Origin of the sequence: Chitinophaga niabensis (assembly GCF_900129465.1) — a bacterium.
GTDB classification, from domain to species: Bacteria; Bacteroidota; Bacteroidia; order Chitinophagales; family Chitinophagaceae; genus Chitinophaga; species Chitinophaga niabensis.
Window position 1 is genome coordinate 2,349,410 of the sequence record NZ_FSRA01000002.1, and the last position, 18,674, is coordinate 2,368,083.

At 43.4% G+C, this 18,674-nt stretch carries 14 protein-coding genes; 8 read left to right on the top strand and 6 right to left on the bottom strand.

Features of this window, described 5'->3' with window-relative positions:
* Positions 1-6: 6 nt before the first annotated feature.
* On the top strand, positions 7-1,653 hold the full coding sequence (locus BUR42_RS26790; protein WP_234979814.1) for a RagB/SusD family nutrient uptake outer membrane protein: 1,647 nt from the start codon (positions 7-9) through the stop codon (positions 1,651-1,653).
* Between the two features lie 125 nt (positions 1,654-1,778).
* Entirely contained in the window at positions 1,779-4,067 is a 2,289-nt protein-coding gene (locus BUR42_RS26795) for a GH92 family glycosyl hydrolase (protein WP_074242610.1), read from the top strand.
* 95 nt (positions 4,068-4,162) lie between these two features.
* Here BUR42_RS26795 and BUR42_RS26800 read toward each other — a convergent pair whose 3' ends face one another.
* From BUR42_RS26800 to BUR42_RS26810, 3 genes are all read right to left on the bottom strand, one after another.
* Positions 4,163-6,445: a GH92 family glycosyl hydrolase gene (locus tag BUR42_RS26800; protein WP_074242611.1), complete on the bottom strand. Its 2,283-nt coding sequence runs from the start codon at positions 6,443-6,445 to the stop codon at positions 4,163-4,165.
* Positions 6,446-6,507: 62 nt separating this feature from the next.
* Complete coding sequence (locus tag BUR42_RS26805; protein ID WP_234979815.1) at positions 6,508-7,110, bottom strand: GNAT family N-acetyltransferase; 603 nt, start codon at positions 7,108-7,110, stop codon at positions 6,508-6,510.
* Positions 7,111-7,112: 2 nt separating this feature from the next.
* Positions 7,113-7,481 (bottom strand): DUF7674 family protein, encoded by a 369-nt coding sequence (locus BUR42_RS26810; protein ID WP_074242612.1) that lies wholly within the window; start codon positions 7,479-7,481, stop codon positions 7,113-7,115.
* A 226-nt stretch (positions 7,482-7,707) separates the two neighbouring features.
* Here BUR42_RS26810 and BUR42_RS26815 point away from each other — a divergent pair, with 226 nt between their 5' ends.
* The 5 genes from BUR42_RS26815 to BUR42_RS26835 all read left to right on the top strand — a co-directional run bounded on the left by BUR42_RS26815 (position 7,708) and on the right by BUR42_RS26835 (position 15,120).
* Complete coding sequence (locus BUR42_RS26815; protein WP_074242613.1) at positions 7,708-8,862, top strand: FecR family protein; 1,155 nt, start codon at positions 7,708-7,710, stop codon at positions 8,860-8,862.
* A 48-nt stretch (positions 8,863-8,910) separates the two neighbouring features.
* Positions 8,911-9,117 carry a hypothetical protein gene (locus BUR42_RS26820; RefSeq protein ID WP_074242614.1) on the top strand — a complete coding sequence of 69 codons (207 nt, stop codon included), beginning with the start codon at positions 8,911-8,913 and terminating at the stop codon, positions 9,115-9,117.
* 252 nt (positions 9,118-9,369) lie between these two features.
* Positions 9,370-9,903, top strand: a complete 534-nt coding sequence (locus tag BUR42_RS26825; RefSeq protein WP_074242615.1) for a sigma-70 family RNA polymerase sigma factor — start codon at positions 9,370-9,372, stop codon at positions 9,901-9,903.
* Positions 9,904-10,150: 247 nt separating this feature from the next.
* Entirely contained in the window at positions 10,151-13,717 is a 3,567-nt protein-coding gene (locus tag BUR42_RS26830) for a SusC/RagA family TonB-linked outer membrane protein (RefSeq protein WP_159442353.1), read from the top strand.
* An 11-nt stretch (positions 13,718-13,728) separates the two neighbouring features.
* Positions 13,729-15,120: a RagB/SusD family nutrient uptake outer membrane protein gene (locus tag BUR42_RS26835; RefSeq protein ID WP_074242616.1), complete on the top strand. Its 1,392-nt coding sequence runs from the start codon at positions 13,729-13,731 to the stop codon at positions 15,118-15,120.
* Between the two features lie 66 nt (positions 15,121-15,186).
* On the opposite strand, the gene BUR42_RS29660 is transcribed toward BUR42_RS26835, so the two are convergent.
* The 3 genes from BUR42_RS29660 to BUR42_RS26845 form a co-directional block, all read right to left on the bottom strand.
* A complete protein-coding gene (locus BUR42_RS29660) occupies positions 15,187-15,456 on the bottom strand; it encodes a hypothetical protein (RefSeq protein WP_143197593.1) in 270 nt (89 codons plus the stop codon).
* A gap of 99 nt (positions 15,457-15,555) precedes the next feature.
* On the bottom strand, positions 15,556-16,005 hold the full coding sequence (locus BUR42_RS26840) for a MauE/DoxX family redox-associated membrane protein (RefSeq protein ID WP_074242617.1): 450 nt from the start codon (positions 16,003-16,005) through the stop codon (positions 15,556-15,558).
* A gap of 245 nt (positions 16,006-16,250) precedes the next feature.
* A complete protein-coding gene (locus tag BUR42_RS26845; protein ID WP_084185849.1) occupies positions 16,251-17,225 on the bottom strand; it encodes a helix-turn-helix domain-containing protein in 975 nt (324 codons plus the stop codon).
* 807 nt (positions 17,226-18,032) lie between these two features.
* Here BUR42_RS26845 and BUR42_RS26855 point away from each other — a divergent pair.
* On the top strand, positions 18,033-18,623 hold the full coding sequence (locus BUR42_RS26855) for a hypothetical protein (RefSeq protein WP_074242620.1): 591 nt from the start codon (positions 18,033-18,035) through the stop codon (positions 18,621-18,623).
* Positions 18,624-18,674: the final 51 nt, after the last annotated feature.

An 18,674-nucleotide genomic window follows, 5' to 3' on the forward strand; every position in this document is an offset into this window, starting at 1 on the left:
AAAACAATGCAAAAGAAACATATATTATTGGGCCTGGCGGCTATGCTCACAGGTATGAATGCATGTACCAACCTGGATGAGAATGTATACAGCCAGGTGAATGCTGAAAAATTTTACAACAACCGGCAGGAAGTAATGGCCGCAGTATTACGTCCTTTTACACATGCTAATGCATGGGCGGCTCCCACGGGGCAGGTAGGTTACTGGCGTGTAAATGAACTGGCCGGAGATCAGCTGGCCTGGCCTCAGAAAGGCAGGCATGGTTACGATGGAGGGGATTGGATCCGTTTGCACCAGCATACCTGGACGGTAGATGATCCGAATGCCTGGAACCCCTGGAGGCTGATATTCTGGGGGATGGGCTTTTGTAACAATACTATTTCCGATCTTGAAAAGGTGGATTTCACAAAGATTGGAATGACGGAAGCCGATAAAGCCTCTATCATAGCGGAAACCAAAGTGCTTCGTGCCTGGCATTATTTAAAACTCATAGATCTTTACGGAAATATTCCTATTATTACAACCGTTGGAGAACCTTTGAATCCTCCCAATAAGCCCCGGGCAGAAGTCTGGGCCTTTATTGAAAAAGAGTTGAAGGACAATGTGGAACTGCTACAGCCGCTCGCACCGGCCATGGTAGGGAGGATCTCAAAAGCCGGTGGATATGCGATGTTGGCGGAACTATACCTAAATGCACAGGAATGGGCGGGAACACCGAAATGGGATGAATGCATTACTTATTGCGACAAGATCATCAACGGCGAAGGCGGTTCCCTTTTTGGGACTGTTCCCAAGCTGGAAACAGATATCATGAAGCCTTTCAGTAATGTAAACCATACTTCTCCCGAGAACCTTTTCCAAATTGCTTATGATTATACAGTAGGGAATGCCAGGTTTGGATGGAGTGGTGACCTATGGCACTATAACCAGCGTTTTGCCTATAATGCCACTTTCGGGGGCAATAACGGCATCGTGGTTATTCCTACGGCATTTGATGCCTTTGAAGACAAGGACCTGCGTAAAAGCAACTGGATGCTGATAGGTTTGCAATATAAACATCCGGCAATGAGGAGTGCAACGGACCCCGGGGATACGGTTTTAAGGGGAACGGAAGAATATAACAATAAGCCGCTTATTTTTGTGAAAGAGATCCGCCGTAATTCAGAAGGAGAAACAGGGCCAGGTGGCATGACAAGGGGAGAAGAGAACAGTGGGGCACGTTTTGCGAAGTATCTGCCTGGTACTCAATTGGATGCGAATTACTGGAATAACGATTTTGTGCTGTATCGCCTGGCGGAGATCTATTACAATAAAGCAGAGGCTTTAACACGTAAAAACAATAATGTGCCCACCCAGGCTGCGGTTGACCTGGTGAACGAAGTACGGAAACGTGCTTTCAAAGTAGAAGACTGGCCGGCAGCGGCTTATACGGTGGCAACATTAACTATGGATGAATTTTTGGCAGAAAGAGGCCGCGAGTTTATCTTTGAAGGGAAACGCAGAAGTGATATGATCCGTTTTGGTAAATTTACAACCAATTCCTGGTGGGATCACACTGCTACGAACAATGACAAATGGAAGATATTCCCTATTCCCCGCAGGCAGATTACAGCTAATCCCAGCCTGAAACAGAACCCGGGTTATGTCGACTAAAATGTTTATTCTATAGTGCTTATCATACAAACAATAAAGAGTAGCATCTAACGGCTGGCCCATTCCTGGGCCGGCCCCTTTCTTTTTACTAAATCGATTTTGCTAATAAAATCTCAGCTTATATTATGAAAAGAACAGGGTTGATATTAGCCTTATGTGCGGGAATACAGGTGAATGCACAGACGGTTTCCAAAGTAACAGATCCGGTAGAATGGGTAAATCCTCTAATGGGTACAGATTCTAAAGGAAGTTTATCCAATGGGAACACCTATCCCGCCATTGCCGTACCCTGGGGTATGAACTTCTGGATGCCACAAACCAATACCATCGGAAATGGTTGGGCATATCAGTATACCGCAGATAAGATCCGCGGGTTCAAACAAACCCATCAGCCCTCTCCCTGGATCAACGATTATGGCCAGTTTGCCATTATGCCCGTAACGGAGAATTTAAAGTTCAACCAGGACGACCGTGCCAGCTGGTACTCCCATAAAGCTGAGGTCGCAAAACCTTATTATTATAGTGTATACCTGGCGGATGCTGATGTAACCACAGAGATCACACCTACAGAAAGAGCCGCGCAATTCCGCTTTACCTTCCCCCGTACGGATAGTGCTTTTGTAGTAGTAGACGCCTTTGACAGGGGATCCTATATTAAAGTGATCCCTGCAGAGAACAAGATCATCGGTTATACCACCCGTAACAGTGGCGGTGTACCTGAAAATTTCAAGAACTATTTCGTTATCTATTTTGAGAAGCCTTTCACCGTAGCGAAAACCTTTAATGGTAACCAGCTGGTGAAAGATACCCTTGAATATAAAGCCGGTCACGTGGGAGCAGTTGTTGGATTCAAAACCGGCAAAGGCGAAAAGGTGAACCTGAAAGTAGCCTCTTCCTTTATCAGCTTTGAACAGGCTGAATTGAACCTGCAAAGGGAATTGGGTAAGGATGGCTTTGATATTACCCGCCAGAAAGCTAAAGACAGCTGGAACAAAGAGTTAAGCCGCATTCAGCCGGAAGGTGGTTCCGTTGATCAGACCAGGACCTTCTATTCCTGCCTGTACCGTGTATTGCTGTTCCCCCGCAAGTTCTATGAATTTGATGCACAGAATAAGATCATGCACTACAGCCCGTACAACGGAAAAGTGCTGCCCGGGTATATGTTTACGGATAATGGTTTCTGGGATACTTTCCGTGCCGTTTTCCCCTTCTTCAACATGATGTATCCCGAGCTGAACAGTCATATCATGGAAGGATTGGCCAACGCTTACAAAGAAAGCGGCTGGTTACCTGAGTGGGCAAGCCCCGGCCACAGGGATTGTATGATCGGTTCCAACTCCGCCTCCCTGATTGCAGATGCTTATTTAAAGGGTGTGCGTGGTTTTGATATCAATACTTTATATGAAGCCATCCTGAAAAATACAGAGAATGAAGGTCCGCTTACTTCCGTAGGCCGTAAAGGTGTGAAGTATTATAACGAGCTGGGTTACATTCCCTACGATGTGGATATCAATGAAAACGCTGCCCGTACATTGGAGTATGCATATGACGATTTCACCATCTACAAATTGGCTATTGCACTGAAACGCCCGCAGGCAGAGATTGACAGGTTTGCTAAACGCAGCCAGAACTACCGTAACCTGCTTGATCCTGAAACGAAACTGATGAGAGGAAAGAACAAGGACGGAAAATTCCAGGCTCCTTTTAATCCTTTCAAATGGGGAGATGCATTTACCGAAGGTAACAGCTGGCATTATACATGGTCCGTATTTCACGATGTACAGGGCCTTGCCACTTTGATGGGCGGACGGGAGATGTTTGCCAAAATGCTGGATTCTGTTTTCACCATGCCTCCTATCTATGATGAAAGCTATTACCGTAGTGTGATCCATGAGATCCGCGAAATGCAGATCGGTAACATGGGGCAATATGCCCATGGTAACCAACCCATTCAGCACATGATCTATTTATACAACTATGCCGGCCAGCCCTGGAAAGCACAGTACTGGGTACGCCAGGTAATGAATAAATTATATCATGCCGGGCCTGACGGATATTGCGGTGACGAAGATAACGGGCAGACATCCGCATGGTATGTGTTCTCTGCCATGGGTTTTTACCCGGTTTGCCCCGGAACAGACCAGTATGTTTTAGGCGCGCCACTGTTCCCGAAACTGACACTCACCCTGGAGAATGGAAAGAAGTTTGTGATCGATGCAGCGGGTAACAGCGCTACTAATATCTATACGCAGAACATTTTGCTGAACGGTAAGCCACTTACGAAGAACTGGATCGCACATGAAGATATTCAGAAAGGTGGCAACATGCGTCTGACGATGGGGGCAACACCAGAAACAATAAGGGGTACAAAAGAAGATGCATTCCCTTATTCTTACTCTACTTCTAAGAAATAAATTGGTTGATTATAAAATCCTGGAATAGTAGCAATTGCTATTTCATTGTTCACTGTAGACATTACATCCCGATTCTTCGGGATGTTTTTTTTTGCTTATTTCTTTGGCTTACGGTCCATATAGAAAACGATCTTTCCGCCATTCATGATATCATCATGTGTAATGAAGCGTTTGTTAAATGGCTGGCCGTTCAGTTCTACTTTACGTACATATACATTTGCGGCGCTTTGGTTCACTGCTTCTACCTGGAAGGTCTTTCCATTTTCCAGTTGAAGGATAGCGGATTGTACGGAAGGGCTGCCTAATGCATATTCCACAGAGCCGGGGCAAACCGGGTAAAAGCCCAAAGAGCTGAAGATGTACCAGGCACTCATTTGTCCGCAATCATCATTACCACCTAATCCGTCAGAGGAAGGTTTATACATCTTTGGCAGGATCATCCGCACGCGTTCCTGTGTTTTCCATGGAGCGTCCGTCCAGTTGTACAAATAAGCCGCATGGTGTGCAGGCTCATTACCATGTACATAATTTCCGATAATGCCTTCGCGGGTGATGTCTTCTGTTTCTGCAAAGAATTCATCCGGCAGGTGCATAGTGAAAAGGGAATCCAGGTGGCCGGTGAATTGTTTTTTACCACCCATCATCTCAATCATTTCTGCAGGATATTGGGGAACATAGAGGCTGTAGTTCCAGGCATTCCCTTCAATATAACCCTGCCCGTGCGTACTGAGCACATCAAACTCTTTCCTGAATTTACCGTCGCTCATCTTAGGGCGCATGAAGCCTGTGCTGGCATCAAATACATTACGGTAGTTGAGGGAGCGTTTAATGAATTCATCATAGAGGTCCGTTCTGCCCAGTTTTTTGGCTACCTGTGCAATACACCAGTCGTCATACGCATATTCCAGTGTTTTGGAAACAGAGGAGCTGTTCTTGTCTTCCGGCACATAACCCAGTTGCATATAATATTCCAGCCCATCATATTTCTTGTAACGAGCTGTGTTGGCACATGCTTCCAGGGCTTTATTGGCATCATATCCTTTGATATTACCTTTCATGATAGCATCTGCGATCACGGAAACACTGTGATAGCCGATCATGCACCAGTTTTCATTGGCATAATGGCTCCATACGGGCAGCATTTTATGTACGCTCTGGTTATAATGTTCCAGCATGGAGCGTACCATATCAGCATTCCGTTGTGGTTGCAGGATATTGAACAATGGGTGTAATGCGCGGTAGGTGTCCCAGAGGCTGAAAGTGGTATAATTCGTAAAACCTTCTGCTTTATGATTTAACTGGTCCAGGCCGCGGTATCCGCCATCCACGTCCATATAGGTGGTAGGGCTCAGGTAAGTATGGTACAGGGCCGTGTAGAAATTGATCATATCATCTTCAGCAGCTGTTTTTATGGATACTTTGGACAATTCCTTATTCCATAATTCCTGGCCTTGCTGTTTTACGGCATCAAAATCCCATCCCGGAATTTCCGTACGCAGGTTGAGCAGAGCGCCTTCCGTGCTTACGGGAGATAAAGCAAATTTGATCTTGATCTTTTCGCCGGGCTGGGTATTAAAATCAAACCATGCCCTGATCTGGCGGCCGGCCATTTCGGGGAAATTGGTGGTTTGGTCGAATTTGCGGTAGAAACCTTTGTACACATCATTCACATTATTCTGATGCCCATACTTTTTAAATGGTTTGGAAAAGGTCATGGCAAAATAAACGGTACGGGTCCTGGCCCATCCGCTGGTCTGGCGATACCCGGTAATGAGGGAATCGTTTTCCACCCTAACAAAGGTCCATACATTCTTATTACCATAGTTATAGATACCGGCCATCAGGTCCAGGATAATATGTGCCTGATCCGATTGCGGGAAAGTATACTGGTGAAAACCTACGCGGTTGCTGGCCGTCAGTTCCGCCAGGATATTACCTTCATCCAGTTTCACCTTATAATAAGCTGCTTCCACCGTTTCATTTTCATGAGAGAAGCGGGAGCGATAACCACTTTCAGGTTTATCAGCCGTACCGGGGTTTAATTGAAGAGGACCAACAGTTGGCATGATCAGGAAGTCTCCCAGATCGGAGTGACCAGTTCCGCTAAAATGGGTATGGCTGAAACCCACGATTGTTTTATCAGTGTACTGGTATCCTGCGCAGTACTTGTATACATCAGGATTATACTTTCCATTCATTTCATATGGAAGCGTGTCCGTTTCCGGACTTAGCTGTACCATCCCGAAAGGCACAGTAGCGCCGGGATAGGTATGGCCCATCTTTTCCGTTCCGATGATGGGTTTTACGTATTTCACCGGGTTTTGTGCAAAAAGCAGGGCAGGCCACGAAAACAGGAGGGCGAGGGAAAATCTTCTCATGCGCTAGGAATTGATTTTTATGCTACCAAAGATAAATCGTTTTAGCGTAGATAGGTAGTGATTTACGATGGTTCAAACAACAAAGCTGTACACAAACAGTTTTGTTTGCCTTTAGCGCAGAGGATGGGATAGTTAACGCAGCTTTTGCACCCTTCCCAGAATGCCGGGTCGTGCGTGATGTCTGCATAAGTAACTGGCTCAAAACCCAGTCTTGTATTGAGTTTCATTACCGCGCGGCCGGTAGTGATACTGAAGATCCTGGCCATTGGATATAAGGCGCGGGATAACTGAAAGATCTTTTGTTTAATAATGGCGGCGATACCCCTGGCCCTGAAAGCAGGAGAAACGATCAATCCGCTGTTGGAAATAAATTTATCCTGTTCCCAGGTATCGAGGTAAGAAAAGCCGGCCCATCTACCGGAGACCGTTAATGCGATCACAGCTTTCCCCTGACGGATCTTTTCGGCGATACTACCAGGCGTACGTCTGGCGATACCGGTGCCGCGTGCTTTAGCAGAGGATTCCATTTCTGCGGCTATTTCTGCAGCGTATGGTATATCTGCAGCAGTAGCGGGTCGTATGATAATATCTTCGGAGGTAATGTTACCAGGTATGATAGTTTCGTCCCGGACGACGACCTCGTCCGATCTTGCAGATGAGTCCATTGTTACTTATTTTTCGTTTGTATGTTCAGGTGATGTTGCATATATAAATTATAGAGGGAAGCCGGGATCAGGGAGTATAACCTGATACGGCTGATATTATCGGGTACCGGTTCTTTGGAAAGTTCCGGTACGATGATCTGGGTAACTGCTTTTTTCACAATTGGGTTCCCTCTTTCATAAAGCCGGCCAGCCAGGCGGAGGCATTTTTCGAGGAGGGGATAGTTTTTATTCCGCAACTGGCGGATAAGGTAGCTGTTCAGGCAATCAACAGTCTGATAAATATGGAAGATAGCAGGGAATTGGTGCAGCGGCCTGCGTAATTCCGGGAGCGTGTCTTCAATCAGCGCGGGTACTTCAAATTGATTGATCATTGTTTAGAAATTAATGCCTTTATGGGCCAAATGCTGTTCCATCCTGCCGGGAAATGTTGTGAATACAGGCCGGTGGCGGATGACGCTTAAAAGAAGTATTTGAGATACACGTAGTTACCCTCCCGTTTTTGCATGGTTACTGCAGAAATTGAATTATTTTTCAGACGGGATACACCCTGTCCCCCTTAAAAATTCATCTTATTATTGACATCGATTAATATCATTTATGGAACCAGATCACAACCATATCAGGCAATTATACCTGCAACAACTTATGGATAAGCTTTCCGAACAGGAGAAGCTGGAGTTGGAGGCGGCTATGGAAGACCCCGGGATCCGGCAAATGTGCCGGGATCTGGACGAATTGTATTCGTCTCCGGAAATGAGGGAGCTTTTAAGGGAAAGGCCCACCAGTACCCGGTGGAATGAATTGATGGAGGTTATTATGGAGCGGGAGGATGAACCGGTGAGGTACTTGACCGTTCGTAACCTGGTAGCGGCGGCTACTGTTTTATTAGTGATTGGATTAGGTACCTGGTTCCTTTGGGTTAAACCCCAACAACAATCTATTAACTATTCAGCCGCTACGGAAAAAGCGGAGAAATCATATGATATCAGGTTAAAATTATACTCCGGAGAGGAGGTAGCTTTAACCGGGCCGGAATCTAATAGTTCCAGGTTGATTGGTGATGTGCAGTTGATGAGTGAGAATAAAACATTGCGTTATCAGCAGCGGCCGGGGGGAGGCAGTTTGTGGAATTCCCTGGAGGTACCTGCTAAAAAGGATTATAAGATCCTGCTGGCGGATGGTACGGTTGTAACCCTCAATTCTTCTTCCAGCCTGCGTTTCCCCTTCTCCTTCACAGGGAATACCCGGGAGGTGGAAGTGAAAGGGGAGGCTTACTTTGAGGTAGCGAAGAATGCAGAGAAACCTTTTATTGTTCATACACCTAATGGAGATATCCGGGTTTTGGGTACATCCTTTAACGTGAATACCTATGAGCCTGGTAAAACAACAACGTCCCTTGTGGCGGGTAGCATTAAAGCCGTTGCGGCAGGGAAGGAAGTGTTACTGCAGCCTAACCAGGAGGCTAGTTGGAAAACCGGCGAACCTATTGTGGTTCAAAGGTTTGAAGCATCGAGGGCATTATCATGGATGGACGGGGTGCACTTTTTTGAAGGTGCAAACATGAAGGCGATAGCAGATGTGGTGGACCGGTGGTATGATGTAAAGATTGTGTACGACAACCCGGCAATTGCAGCCTATAAATTTGATGTAAAGCTGGATAAGGGCCGGCCACTTGAAGAATTCCTCGCTGTGTTGAAAATAGCTAAAGGCGTGAATTATAAATTAGAAGGTAACATACTCCATTTACAATAATAACAGACGATCTCCAGTAACACGTAACTTATTAATACTGAATTGACCATGAACAACATTGATCTCATTACCAACAGAATTCAATACATCCTTCTTGAGGACAATCTCAACTGGGAGGAAATTGCCTGCAGAGCTGGTGAACATGGCTCAAATGTTCGTGAAGAATTAATGGAGAAATTAGATGATGCCAGTGAACTTTTGTCTCTCATGGGATACCATATCGAAATTGTCAGAAATTCCGAACGCATTCGTTAGTAATCCTAATCCCCAATCTTTTTTTGTCGCATTACCCTCCCTGCTAAGGGAGCATTTTGCATTGCCCAACCCCAAGCTCTATTAACCGAAGATTAACATCTTTTGTTTAGCCCCTCTTTGCTATTTTCTGTAACTTCAATGAAAACAATATTTTATTTTTGAATTGTTTTTACCCAAACATGCTCCTGCAGACGAGGGGCGTTGTTTTGGTTTTCTTCCATTTGTTTTACGATTAATTATATCCAGTGAGCCATGAGGGAAGATCGCACAACTCCAAAGGATTCGGGCCGTTCTCAGGAAATACTGCAAAAGCTATTTTTTAAGTTTCGTGAATCGCTGATCATGGAATCTTATGGTATTCTGCGTGATCTGTATGAAGCTGAAGATGTTGTGCAGGAAACATTTATCATACTTTGGGAGAAGGGTCACCTTGACCGTGTTAAACCGGCTGCCTACAGGTCCTACCTATACTGTGCGGTTAGAAATAACTCACTTAGCCGCCAGCGTGTTGTACAGAACAATCAGCGGAAGAAGGACCGTTTTTCTGAAACGGCTCCTCAGTTTGAGCATAAGAACTATGCAGAAGTGTGGGAAATACGCAAAAGGATCAACGAAGCTGTTCAGACCTTACCGGAGCAAAGGAGGTGGGCCTTCATTAAATCCCATCTGGACAGAAAGACCTATCGGGAAGTAGGGCTGGAAATGGGATTGAATATGGAAACCGTTAGAAGTCATGTGAAAATAGCCTTGAAAACGTTGCGGGAATTATTGGGGAATCTAAAATGATCTCACAGATAGAAGAATTTACCGGGCTTAAGACAATAGCAATCCTATCGCCAGCATAGGATTTTGTTTATTAGAGAATGTTTTTCCGGCATTACCTTGTATATCGTCGACCAATTTTTTTTATATTCAGGTTGTTATACCTAGAACCAATGTCTGTGGGAATAGAATTTGATTGCCGGTTTATTGCATCCAGGAACCTGTTGCTCCAATGGGCATCAGTACGTATGAAAAATTCAAGGATTTAACAATGTCAGGTAAGATTATGCCTTTCATCAGTGGACACCCCAAATGGATGATCATATGCATGTTCATTTCCCTGGCAACGCATGCCCAAAATTCCGTTCAGGATGAACGGACCCTCACTTATTCCGGTAATGTTTCCATTGCCAATATTTTCAAAGCCATTGAAAAACAGACAGGCCTTACCGTTACTTTTGAAAATTCCATCATAAACAAAGAAGTAAAGTTGCGGGTCAACTTCAGGAATGCAAGTATCCGCGATGTGATGAATAAAGTAACGGAGGGTTTGAATATCAGCTGGGTATTGGTGAATACGCAGATCGTACTGTATCAGAAGGAAACGTCTGCCGAAGTAAAACCCAAAGAAGTACTTAAAGTTTCCGGTTCTATTATGGATGCAGAGGGTAATCCCCTTCCCGGTGCCACCATTGTAGTGAAAGGAACCAACAAAGGTGCCAGCACCGGAGCGAATGGACGCTTTAGCATTGATAATGTTCCCAAACGTACCTGGCTGGTGATCAGTTCTGTAGGATATCTCAGCAAACAGTTCTTCCTGGAGAATGAAACCGAACTTTCCTTTACCCTGGATGCAGGCGTTACACAAATGGAAGGCGTCACGATCGTATCTACCGGTTACCAAAGTCTGCCCATGGAACGTTCTACGGGTTCCTTCGTACCGTTGGACAGTGAGCTGGTGCAAAGAAGGGTAGGGACAAATATCCTGGACAGGTTGGATGGAGTGACCAGCGGGCTGTTGAACTTTACCACTTCCACGCCGGGCAATATTTCGAAAATGCCATCTGTAACCTCTCTTGGTCTTTCGCTCAGAGGTTTAAGCACTTTATCTCCGAACCAGGTGAACGTCAATCCCCTGATCGTACTGGACAATTTCCCTTATGAAGGAGATGTACGGAATATTAATCCAAATGATATTGAATCCATTACGGTGTTAAAGGATGCTGCGTCAGCCAGCATTTGGGGAGCCAGGAGCGGCAATGGGGTAATTGTTCTTACTACCAAAAAAGGCAGGCTGAATGAGAAGATGAAGATCGACTTCAATACAAACATCACTATTGGAAGCCGGCCCAACCTATATTATGATCCGAATTATTTGAATTCAGCAGATTACATCTCCATTGAACGCCATCTCTTTAACCTGGGATATTTCAATTCAGATATTAGTAATACTACAAGCAGACCCCCTTTATCTCCTGTGGTAGAGATCCTCGCTAAAGAAAGAGCGCAACAACTGACCAGTGAAGAAGCAGAAGCGCAGATCAATCAGTTAAAAGGGAACGATGTGCGGAAGGATTTCCTGAAGCATATGTACCAAAGCTCGATCAACCAGCAATATGCAGTTAACCTGCGGGGTGGTTCTAAAGATATTACTTACTATTTATCACTGGGGCACGACAGGAATAGGGATAATCTTGTCAGGAATGGTATGTACAGAACTACGATTACCTCTTCCAGTATGTTCATGCCGGCTAAGAACTTAGAGGTTACGGCATTTATGAATTACAGCTATAGTAAGGTGACGCAGCATAATGAACTGAGGTATGGTGCTGTTAGAACGGGAGGGAGTACTTATGATGTGTTATATCCTTATGCTAAACTGGCAGATGGAAATGGAGAGGCCCTGCCTACTATGAGAGATTACAGGACTAACTATACAGACAGTGTTTCAAGACTTGGATTCCTGGATTGGCGATACAGGCCATTGGATGAAATTAAGGAAGGGAATAATTATACAACGATTCAGGGGATCGTTCTCCGGGCTGCGATTAAGTATAAATTTGCTTCTTTCCTCAATGCGGAAGTATTGTATCAGCACGAGAAACAACTGATCGAAGCAAGGAATTATAGAAGTGAGGAGACGTATTTTACCCGAAACCTGATCAACCGGTTTTCTGTATATGATACGGCTACCCAGACGATAAAATATAATTTCCCAAGAGGTGGCATTTTGTCCAAGGGCAATTACGACTGGCGGATCCATAACCTCAGGGCAAGTTTGAATTATAATCAGAGCTTTGGCCAGCATGATATTACCAGTATTGTGGGTGCTGAAATAAGGGAGATCTCTGCTTCAGGTACGGAAAGGAATACGGTAGGGCATTTTGATGAATTTGGCATGCCGGACGGAAATTTGAACCTGAATATCTTGTATCCCACCAATCCAGTGGGTACATCTACGCTGAATACTCCTTTATTGCCGCTGAATGGAGCTGTGCTGGGAACATTAAGCAGGTATGTTTCCTATTATGCTAACGTTGGATATAGCTATAACAAACGATACGACTTTACATTGAGTGGAAGAAAAGATGGGGCGAACCTGTTTGGTGTGAAAGCAAATGAGAAGATCACGCCACTTTGGTCTGTTGGTGCGGGATGGGAGATGAACAGGGAGATGTTCTACAGTATCACCTGGTTGCCCTATCTGAAGTTAAGGGCTTCTTATGGTTTCAACGGCAATGTTTACAATGGATCAGCTTACCTGACAGGAACTAATTTCACTAATCCTTTGACCGGGGCTTCTTCCATTATTGCACTGAGTCCGGCTAATGATCAATTAAGATGGGAGAAGGTGAAACTTTTGAATTTGGGGGTTGATTTTAGTACGAAGGGAGCCAGGCTTTCCGGTACAATTGAGTATTACAGGAAAAATGGAATTGATCTGGTTGAGAAAGCAACATTGGCGCCACAAACCGGATTTTCTTCAGTGAATAAGAACTCTGCAAGTACATTGACCAAAGGTTGGGATATATCTGTTACAGGAAGAATCATGAGAGGAGGCCTAAAATGGAATTCCACCTTGCTGCTGAATGTTTTGCATGATAAGATCACGGCATATTCTTTTAAGCCAACTATCAGTTCTGTGATCACGAAGGATCCGGAAATTTTATTGTATGTAGTTGGAAGACCATTGAGAGGTATTTTAAGCTATAGATGGGCAGGCTTAGATCCTAAAACAGGTGATCCACAGGGCATGCTCAATGGACAAATAAGCAAGGACTATAATGGGATCATAAGGAACGCCAGCCCGGATAGCCTGGTGTATCATGGATCTGCCACTCCAACCTATTTTGGTTCTCTCAGGAATGATCTGGCATACAAGAATTTCTCCTTGTCTTTTAACATTATATATAAGCTGGGGTATTATTTCAGAAGACCAAGTGCTAATCTGAATTATCTGATTACACTGAATGCTTATATGAATCGCGATTATGCAGAGAGTTGGAAGCAACCAGGTGATGAGCTTAGAACAAGCGTACCGTCCCTTAGCTACCCCACTAATACGCAACGAAATGATTTTTATCAATATTCTGAATTATTGGTAGAGCGGGCAGATCATGTGAGATTACAGGATGTTAGGATTGGATATACATTTGGGGATTCGGGGCCATTCAGGACCAGGTTTAAAAGGATCCAGATCTATTCTTACCTGAATAACCTGGGTATTATCTGGCGGGCGAATAAATTTAAGATTGATCCGGATGTATATCATATTCCCGGTAGCCATAACCTGCCTAATCCTTTTACTTTTTCCTTAGGCGTTCAAGCTAATTTTTAAAATGTGAGGAAATGAAACCTGTTTTAAGCGTATTTTTTGTTTGTGCACTTGCTTTTTGTGCTTGTAAGAAGCAAAATGAATGGTTGGATGCGAAAAGGCAAATAACCGATAATGTGCCCGAAACATTAAAGGATTTTCAGGCAATCCTTGATAACAGCATAATAATGAATGCAGGTTATCCCACACTGGGCCTATTGGGAGCAGATAATTATTATTTTCCAGATGCTGCCGTACAAGTAATAAATGCTATGGACAGGAATAGTTATCTATGGAATAAAGATATTTTTGGAGTTGAAGCTTCAATAGAGTATAACACAGCGTACAATATCATTGCCAGTGCCAATGTTGTACTTGAAGGGGTTGCAGCTATTGATATCGCTACTGACAAGCTTGCTGAATATAATAATGTCAAAGGGCAGGCATTGTTTTTCAGGTCAATGCTTTTCTCTGAACTCGCAGCAGTGTTTTGTAAGCATTATAATGCAAGTACCGCCGCCAATGATCTTGGTATTTGTATTAGAACAAAATCAGATGTTCATCATCTCGAGCCGCGATCTTCTATTGAGCAGACCTATAAACTAATCATCGATGATTTGAAACTTGCGGCTTCACTATTGCCAGTAACGGCTGTATATAAAACCCGCCCTTGCAAGTCTGCTGCATTTGCATTGTTGGCCAGAACCTATCTTCAAATGGGTAGCTATACAAACGCGAAGAGTTTCTCTGATTCTGCATTAACCTATTCTGCCAGATTATTGGATTTTAATGACGAAATTATTTCGATTACTAAACCCTATAGGTTTCCCGACTTTAAATTGGAGAATCCGGAGATTGTATTTTATGCAACCGGATATCCACATGCAGGAATTGCACCTAGCGCTTCGTTTAACAGGTCTTTTGTTGATAGTTTATTATTTCAGTCTTATGACGATAATGATCTTAGGAAAACATACTTCTTTGCTACTGATAATGTTGGAAGGGCCAAGTATAGAGGAGGCTACACAGGTAATGATCTGATCTTTGATGGTATAGGAATTAATGAGGTCTTTTTGATCAGAGCAGAGTGTAATGCAAGAATGAATAATATAGTTTCAGCAACGGATGATCTGAATAAATTGTTAAAGAACCGATACAAAAAGGGTGCCTATACCGATTTCGTGGCTACGGATGGTGATGTTGCATTAGTTAAAATACTTGAAGAGCGAAGGAAGGAATTACCTTTTACAGGACAGATCAGATGGCAGGATTTGAGGAGACTCAATAAAGAACCCCGTTTTGCGCGTGTTCTCAAGAGATTGTATAATGGCACTTTGTATGAAATTCAACCTAATGATAAAAGATACATCTATCCTTTCCCTCAGAACGAAATTGATCTAGCTGGTATACAGCAGAATGAACGATAATGAATCATAGTTTAGAAGGATTACTTCAAGGTTTTAACTTGAAGTAATCCTTCTTTTTTGTTGGCATTAATTGTACAGTGTAAAAACGACAGCTTCTGAAGCTGGAATGAATTGTCCTGAAGTGTAACCAAATGAAGCAACAACTGTGCAAACCAATTCAGCATTGCCAACACAGCCTTCGGAGGGAGGTGTTGATGCTACCATATAGCTTGTTGCCCACGGTGATGTGTTTGGTGCAATGTAATAAAGCGTATTATTCGCCTTGTAGTTCCCATAGGCGCCTACGGCGCTAATAAACATAACTAACGCTAATGATGCGAGCTTGAGCTTTTTCATAATAGTTGATTTTTAATAGAATTGGTCTAATGTATGGATTGGCCATTTGACCCAGGTATGGCCATTTCACCTGTCATAAATATAGTTTTGTGCTTTGCTTTAAGACAAACTCATTGTATTAAACTGCCGGGATTGCAGACCCCTTCTTTCCAGAAGGATCCCAACGATGCTAATACCCATGAAGAATAAATTGAAGAAAAGATGTTTCGTCCAGGTCAGATCTTTTAGTACTCCTCCGCAGGAACAAGGAATTGTTCCATAATAATTGAGCTTAACTAAAACGATGTAACCTGTGAATAAAGTAAGCAGAAATAAAGATGCCCACAGCCCCTTTAGCAGGGTTCTTTTGAAAATGAGCATACCGGCCACGATGAACTCAGCGATAGGTATCCCCAATACAAGAAAAGGGGTATACTTGTTGTCAAATGGCTGAGCATTCATTTGAAATACGGTGGCGTTGTAATTGATCAGCTTGCTCCCTGCAGTATAGATATATAGAATGAACAGCAGTAGCAGAATGGTCTCCATTATCCATTTACGACGTGACATAGTAATAAATTATTCTGATGACAGGATTTAGATATGGATTAACTAAAGGATGGAAAGCTACTTTTCTCGAACGAAAAAATAAATAAAGATGGAGTTTGGCGGATGAATAGTAGATGATGCGATACTCTTTCAGTTACAGGCCATGTAATGCACTCTCATATCAAATGTAAAAATTCTGCTGTAAAAATCGCGATCATTTTTTGAGCTTCCGTTGCCGTTATGAAAAGAATCTTTGCAAGGAAATTTTAACTCGCTTTTCTATATGATTTGCGGTAGTCCGTGGGAGATTGCCTAAAGGTAAAGGTAAATACCCGTGTAAATCCCGCAGCGGATTCATATCCTACTTCCCAGGCAATTTCATGTACCGGCATTTCTGTTTCCAACAGCAATACTGTTGCCCGGTGTAACCTTTCCGTACGTATATATTCCCACATCTGTTGTTTAAATACCTGCAAATAAGTTCTCCGCAACTGGGCTGGGGGAATAGCGAATTTCCGGGCCAGCATGGGAACAGAGAGTTTTTTATCGATATTCTCCTTGATGTATACCTGTACTTTTACCATCCGCTCGTAATCCGGATGCAGCTGGAATGGTTGTTCTTTTTGCAAAGGAATGCCTATCTCATCCAGCGATCTAAAGAACAGGTCAAGGATAAGTACTTCTCTTTTTAAACGCCATAGCTCCCCACCATAATTGTCACGCTGTACATCCTCAATCAATTGCTGGCAGGTTTGGTTAATGAGCTTGGCTTCTACTTTCGGCCGGATTGAATATTCCTCCGGAACTATCCTGAGGTCGGTTACCGGGGAAACATAAGGCGGATGGAAAAGCAGCAGGAGTACCTTGCAATAACCCGGGTCCATCACTAAGGTGTGCTGCCCTGGCTGAAGAGAGAGTGGGCTGTAGCTTTTTTCCTTCAGTTTCAACTGGTGAGACTTACAGATGCTAAGGGTAGATCTGCCGTTTAGGTTATAGAGCATAGCTGCAGATACCTTTGGCAGTATTACCGTTAATTCCTCTTCTTTGACCAATTCCATGTCATACACCCAAACGGTGTAGTTCTGGTCTGAGAAATACATCGGCCGAATGTTAATGAACTGGCCCTGATTGATGGTGGAGTCTGATCCTTTCAGAATAAGTGGTCCCGTTTCTCCAGGTGCGCTACGGACGTTTGTAAAGCATCCCCCCTGGAAAACACTACGCATGTTTTTCATTGACATTACGAAAAATTGAAGGTTTAATAATAGGTACTAAGCTAGTTGGCGATAATTAAGCTAGTTGGGATAAATGTTTGTTCTCGAACACAATGTAAAAGACTAATATAGAAACAAAATCTGGTAAGGTTTGTTCCATTTCTATGTGAATTTTCAACAACTCGTAGGTGCGTTTCCGTAGTCTTAAATACTCAATTTATTATGAACTGAGAAAGACGATTTTTCACGTTAAATGAATATATATTTTTTGAAAACCTAATATTAGGCGCGTTTGAGCTGTGTCATGATATTGTCATGTTGATTAGATGATTTTATGCCTTTCGATCTGAAAACCATTAAATGCTTGTTTAAAAACCCCGCCTTTTGTGTCATGGGAGAGGCTATTCATTCAGTAAGGGCTAATATTTTGTTATTGGAGGATAGTTGGGTGTCATGGTACTTTCACATTAAAAAGCAGGAGAAACGTTTAGCAAGCTACAGGCATTATCTTGTGCCTGTTGTGCGTATGCACATTTTACTCAACCCGAGTCTTTACTTTTTATTGTTTTGTTTCGTTTTTATTGTTTTGTATGTGATTTCATACTGTTTTCCAAACAACTATAATATTCGCGTGAGTATTATCAACAGCGTTTTGCTGAGGGATATCTGCGTAAAATATCTATTTGAATAGGTGTTACTCTTTATTGTATTGTATTTATACCCCCCGGAAAAGCAGCCTGAAAAGCACAGAAACAATCTGTCAACAGCCTTCGCACTTGCGGAGGCTGTTTTTTTATATTACATTTATATCAATATAAAAACAAACATACCAAAATGAAATGCAGAATATTCTCTTTCCTCTTGTTATTATTGGCTTCTTTTGCAAAGGCGCAGGATGTGAAGCTGGCTTCCGGAAAAATTGAAGGGTTGAAGGGAGTGGATACCTTTCATATTGTATTTGATTATACTAAACTTTCTGTGGGGGATGCCGGCCGGGAGGCAAATTATATCAGGCTGAAAAGGGCGGAGGCAGAGAAAAGGGCACCAGGCAGTGCATACGCATGGGAGGAGAAATGGACGAATGATAAAGCCAAACACTACGAACCGAAGTTTGTTGAACAGTTTAAAAAGGCTTCTGATATTCAGCTGGGAGATTTCCCTGATGCCCGCTACCAGCTTATCTTTAAACCGATGCTCCTGGAGCCGGGTTATAATATTGGCATTAAGAACAAACCTGCGAAGCTGGATGCAGAGGCATGGATCGTGGAAAGCAGCAATCCTAAAAAGGCGATCGTGAAGATCAGGATCGAGGATGCATCTGCCAAAGGGAAGTATGATGAAGATCCGGCACTCCGGATTGCAGATGCATATGGTGATGCGGCGAGAGGTTTGAGCAGGTTCCTGGGAACGGCGTTGAAGAAATAGTTTAAGTGATGCCTGAACAGCATTGCAGTAATGGTAGCTTTGAGAGGCTTA

What these genes read in the sequence shown, in the direction of transcription:
- BUR42_RS26795 (WP_074242610.1), top strand. Translation starts at nt 1,779, where the DNA reads ATGAAAAGAACAGGGTTGATATTAGCCTTATGTGCGGGAATACAGGTG.
- BUR42_RS26810 (WP_074242612.1), bottom strand. Translation starts at nt 7,481, where the DNA reads ATGATCAATCAATTTGAAGTACCCGCGCTGATTGAAGACACGCTCCCG.
- BUR42_RS26830 (WP_159442353.1), top strand. Translation starts at nt 10,151, where the DNA reads ATGTCAGGTAAGATTATGCCTTTCATCAGTGGACACCCCAAATGGATG.
- BUR42_RS26840 (WP_074242617.1), bottom strand. Translation starts at nt 16,005, where the DNA reads ATGTCACGTCGTAAATGGATAATGGAGACCATTCTGCTACTGCTGTTC.
- BUR42_RS26825 (WP_074242615.1), top strand. Translation starts at nt 9,370, where the DNA reads ATGAGGGAAGATCGCACAACTCCAAAGGATTCGGGCCGTTCTCAGGAA.
- BUR42_RS26800 (WP_074242611.1), bottom strand. Translation starts at nt 6,445, where the DNA reads ATGAGAAGATTTTCCCTCGCCCTCCTGTTTTCGTGGCCTGCCCTGCTT.
- BUR42_RS29660 (WP_143197593.1), bottom strand. Translation starts at nt 15,456, where the DNA reads ATGAAAAAGCTCAAGCTCGCATCATTAGCGTTAGTTATGTTTATTAGC.
- BUR42_RS26805 (WP_234979815.1), bottom strand. Translation starts at nt 7,110, where the DNA reads ATGGACTCATCTGCAAGATCGGACGAGGTCGTCGTCCGGGACGAAACT.
- BUR42_RS26835 (WP_074242616.1), top strand. Translation starts at nt 13,729, where the DNA reads ATGAAACCTGTTTTAAGCGTATTTTTTGTTTGTGCACTTGCTTTTTGT.
- BUR42_RS26790 (WP_234979814.1), top strand. Translation starts at nt 7, where the DNA reads ATGCAAAAGAAACATATATTATTGGGCCTGGCGGCTATGCTCACAGGT.
- BUR42_RS26855 (WP_074242620.1), top strand. Translation starts at nt 18,033, where the DNA reads ATGAAATGCAGAATATTCTCTTTCCTCTTGTTATTATTGGCTTCTTTT.
- BUR42_RS26845 (WP_084185849.1), bottom strand. Translation starts at nt 17,225, where the DNA reads ATGTCAATGAAAAACATGCGTAGTGTTTTCCAGGGGGGATGCTTTACA.
- BUR42_RS26815 (WP_074242613.1), top strand. Translation starts at nt 7,708, where the DNA reads ATGGAACCAGATCACAACCATATCAGGCAATTATACCTGCAACAACTT.
- BUR42_RS26820 (WP_074242614.1), top strand. Translation starts at nt 8,911, where the DNA reads ATGAACAACATTGATCTCATTACCAACAGAATTCAATACATCCTTCTT.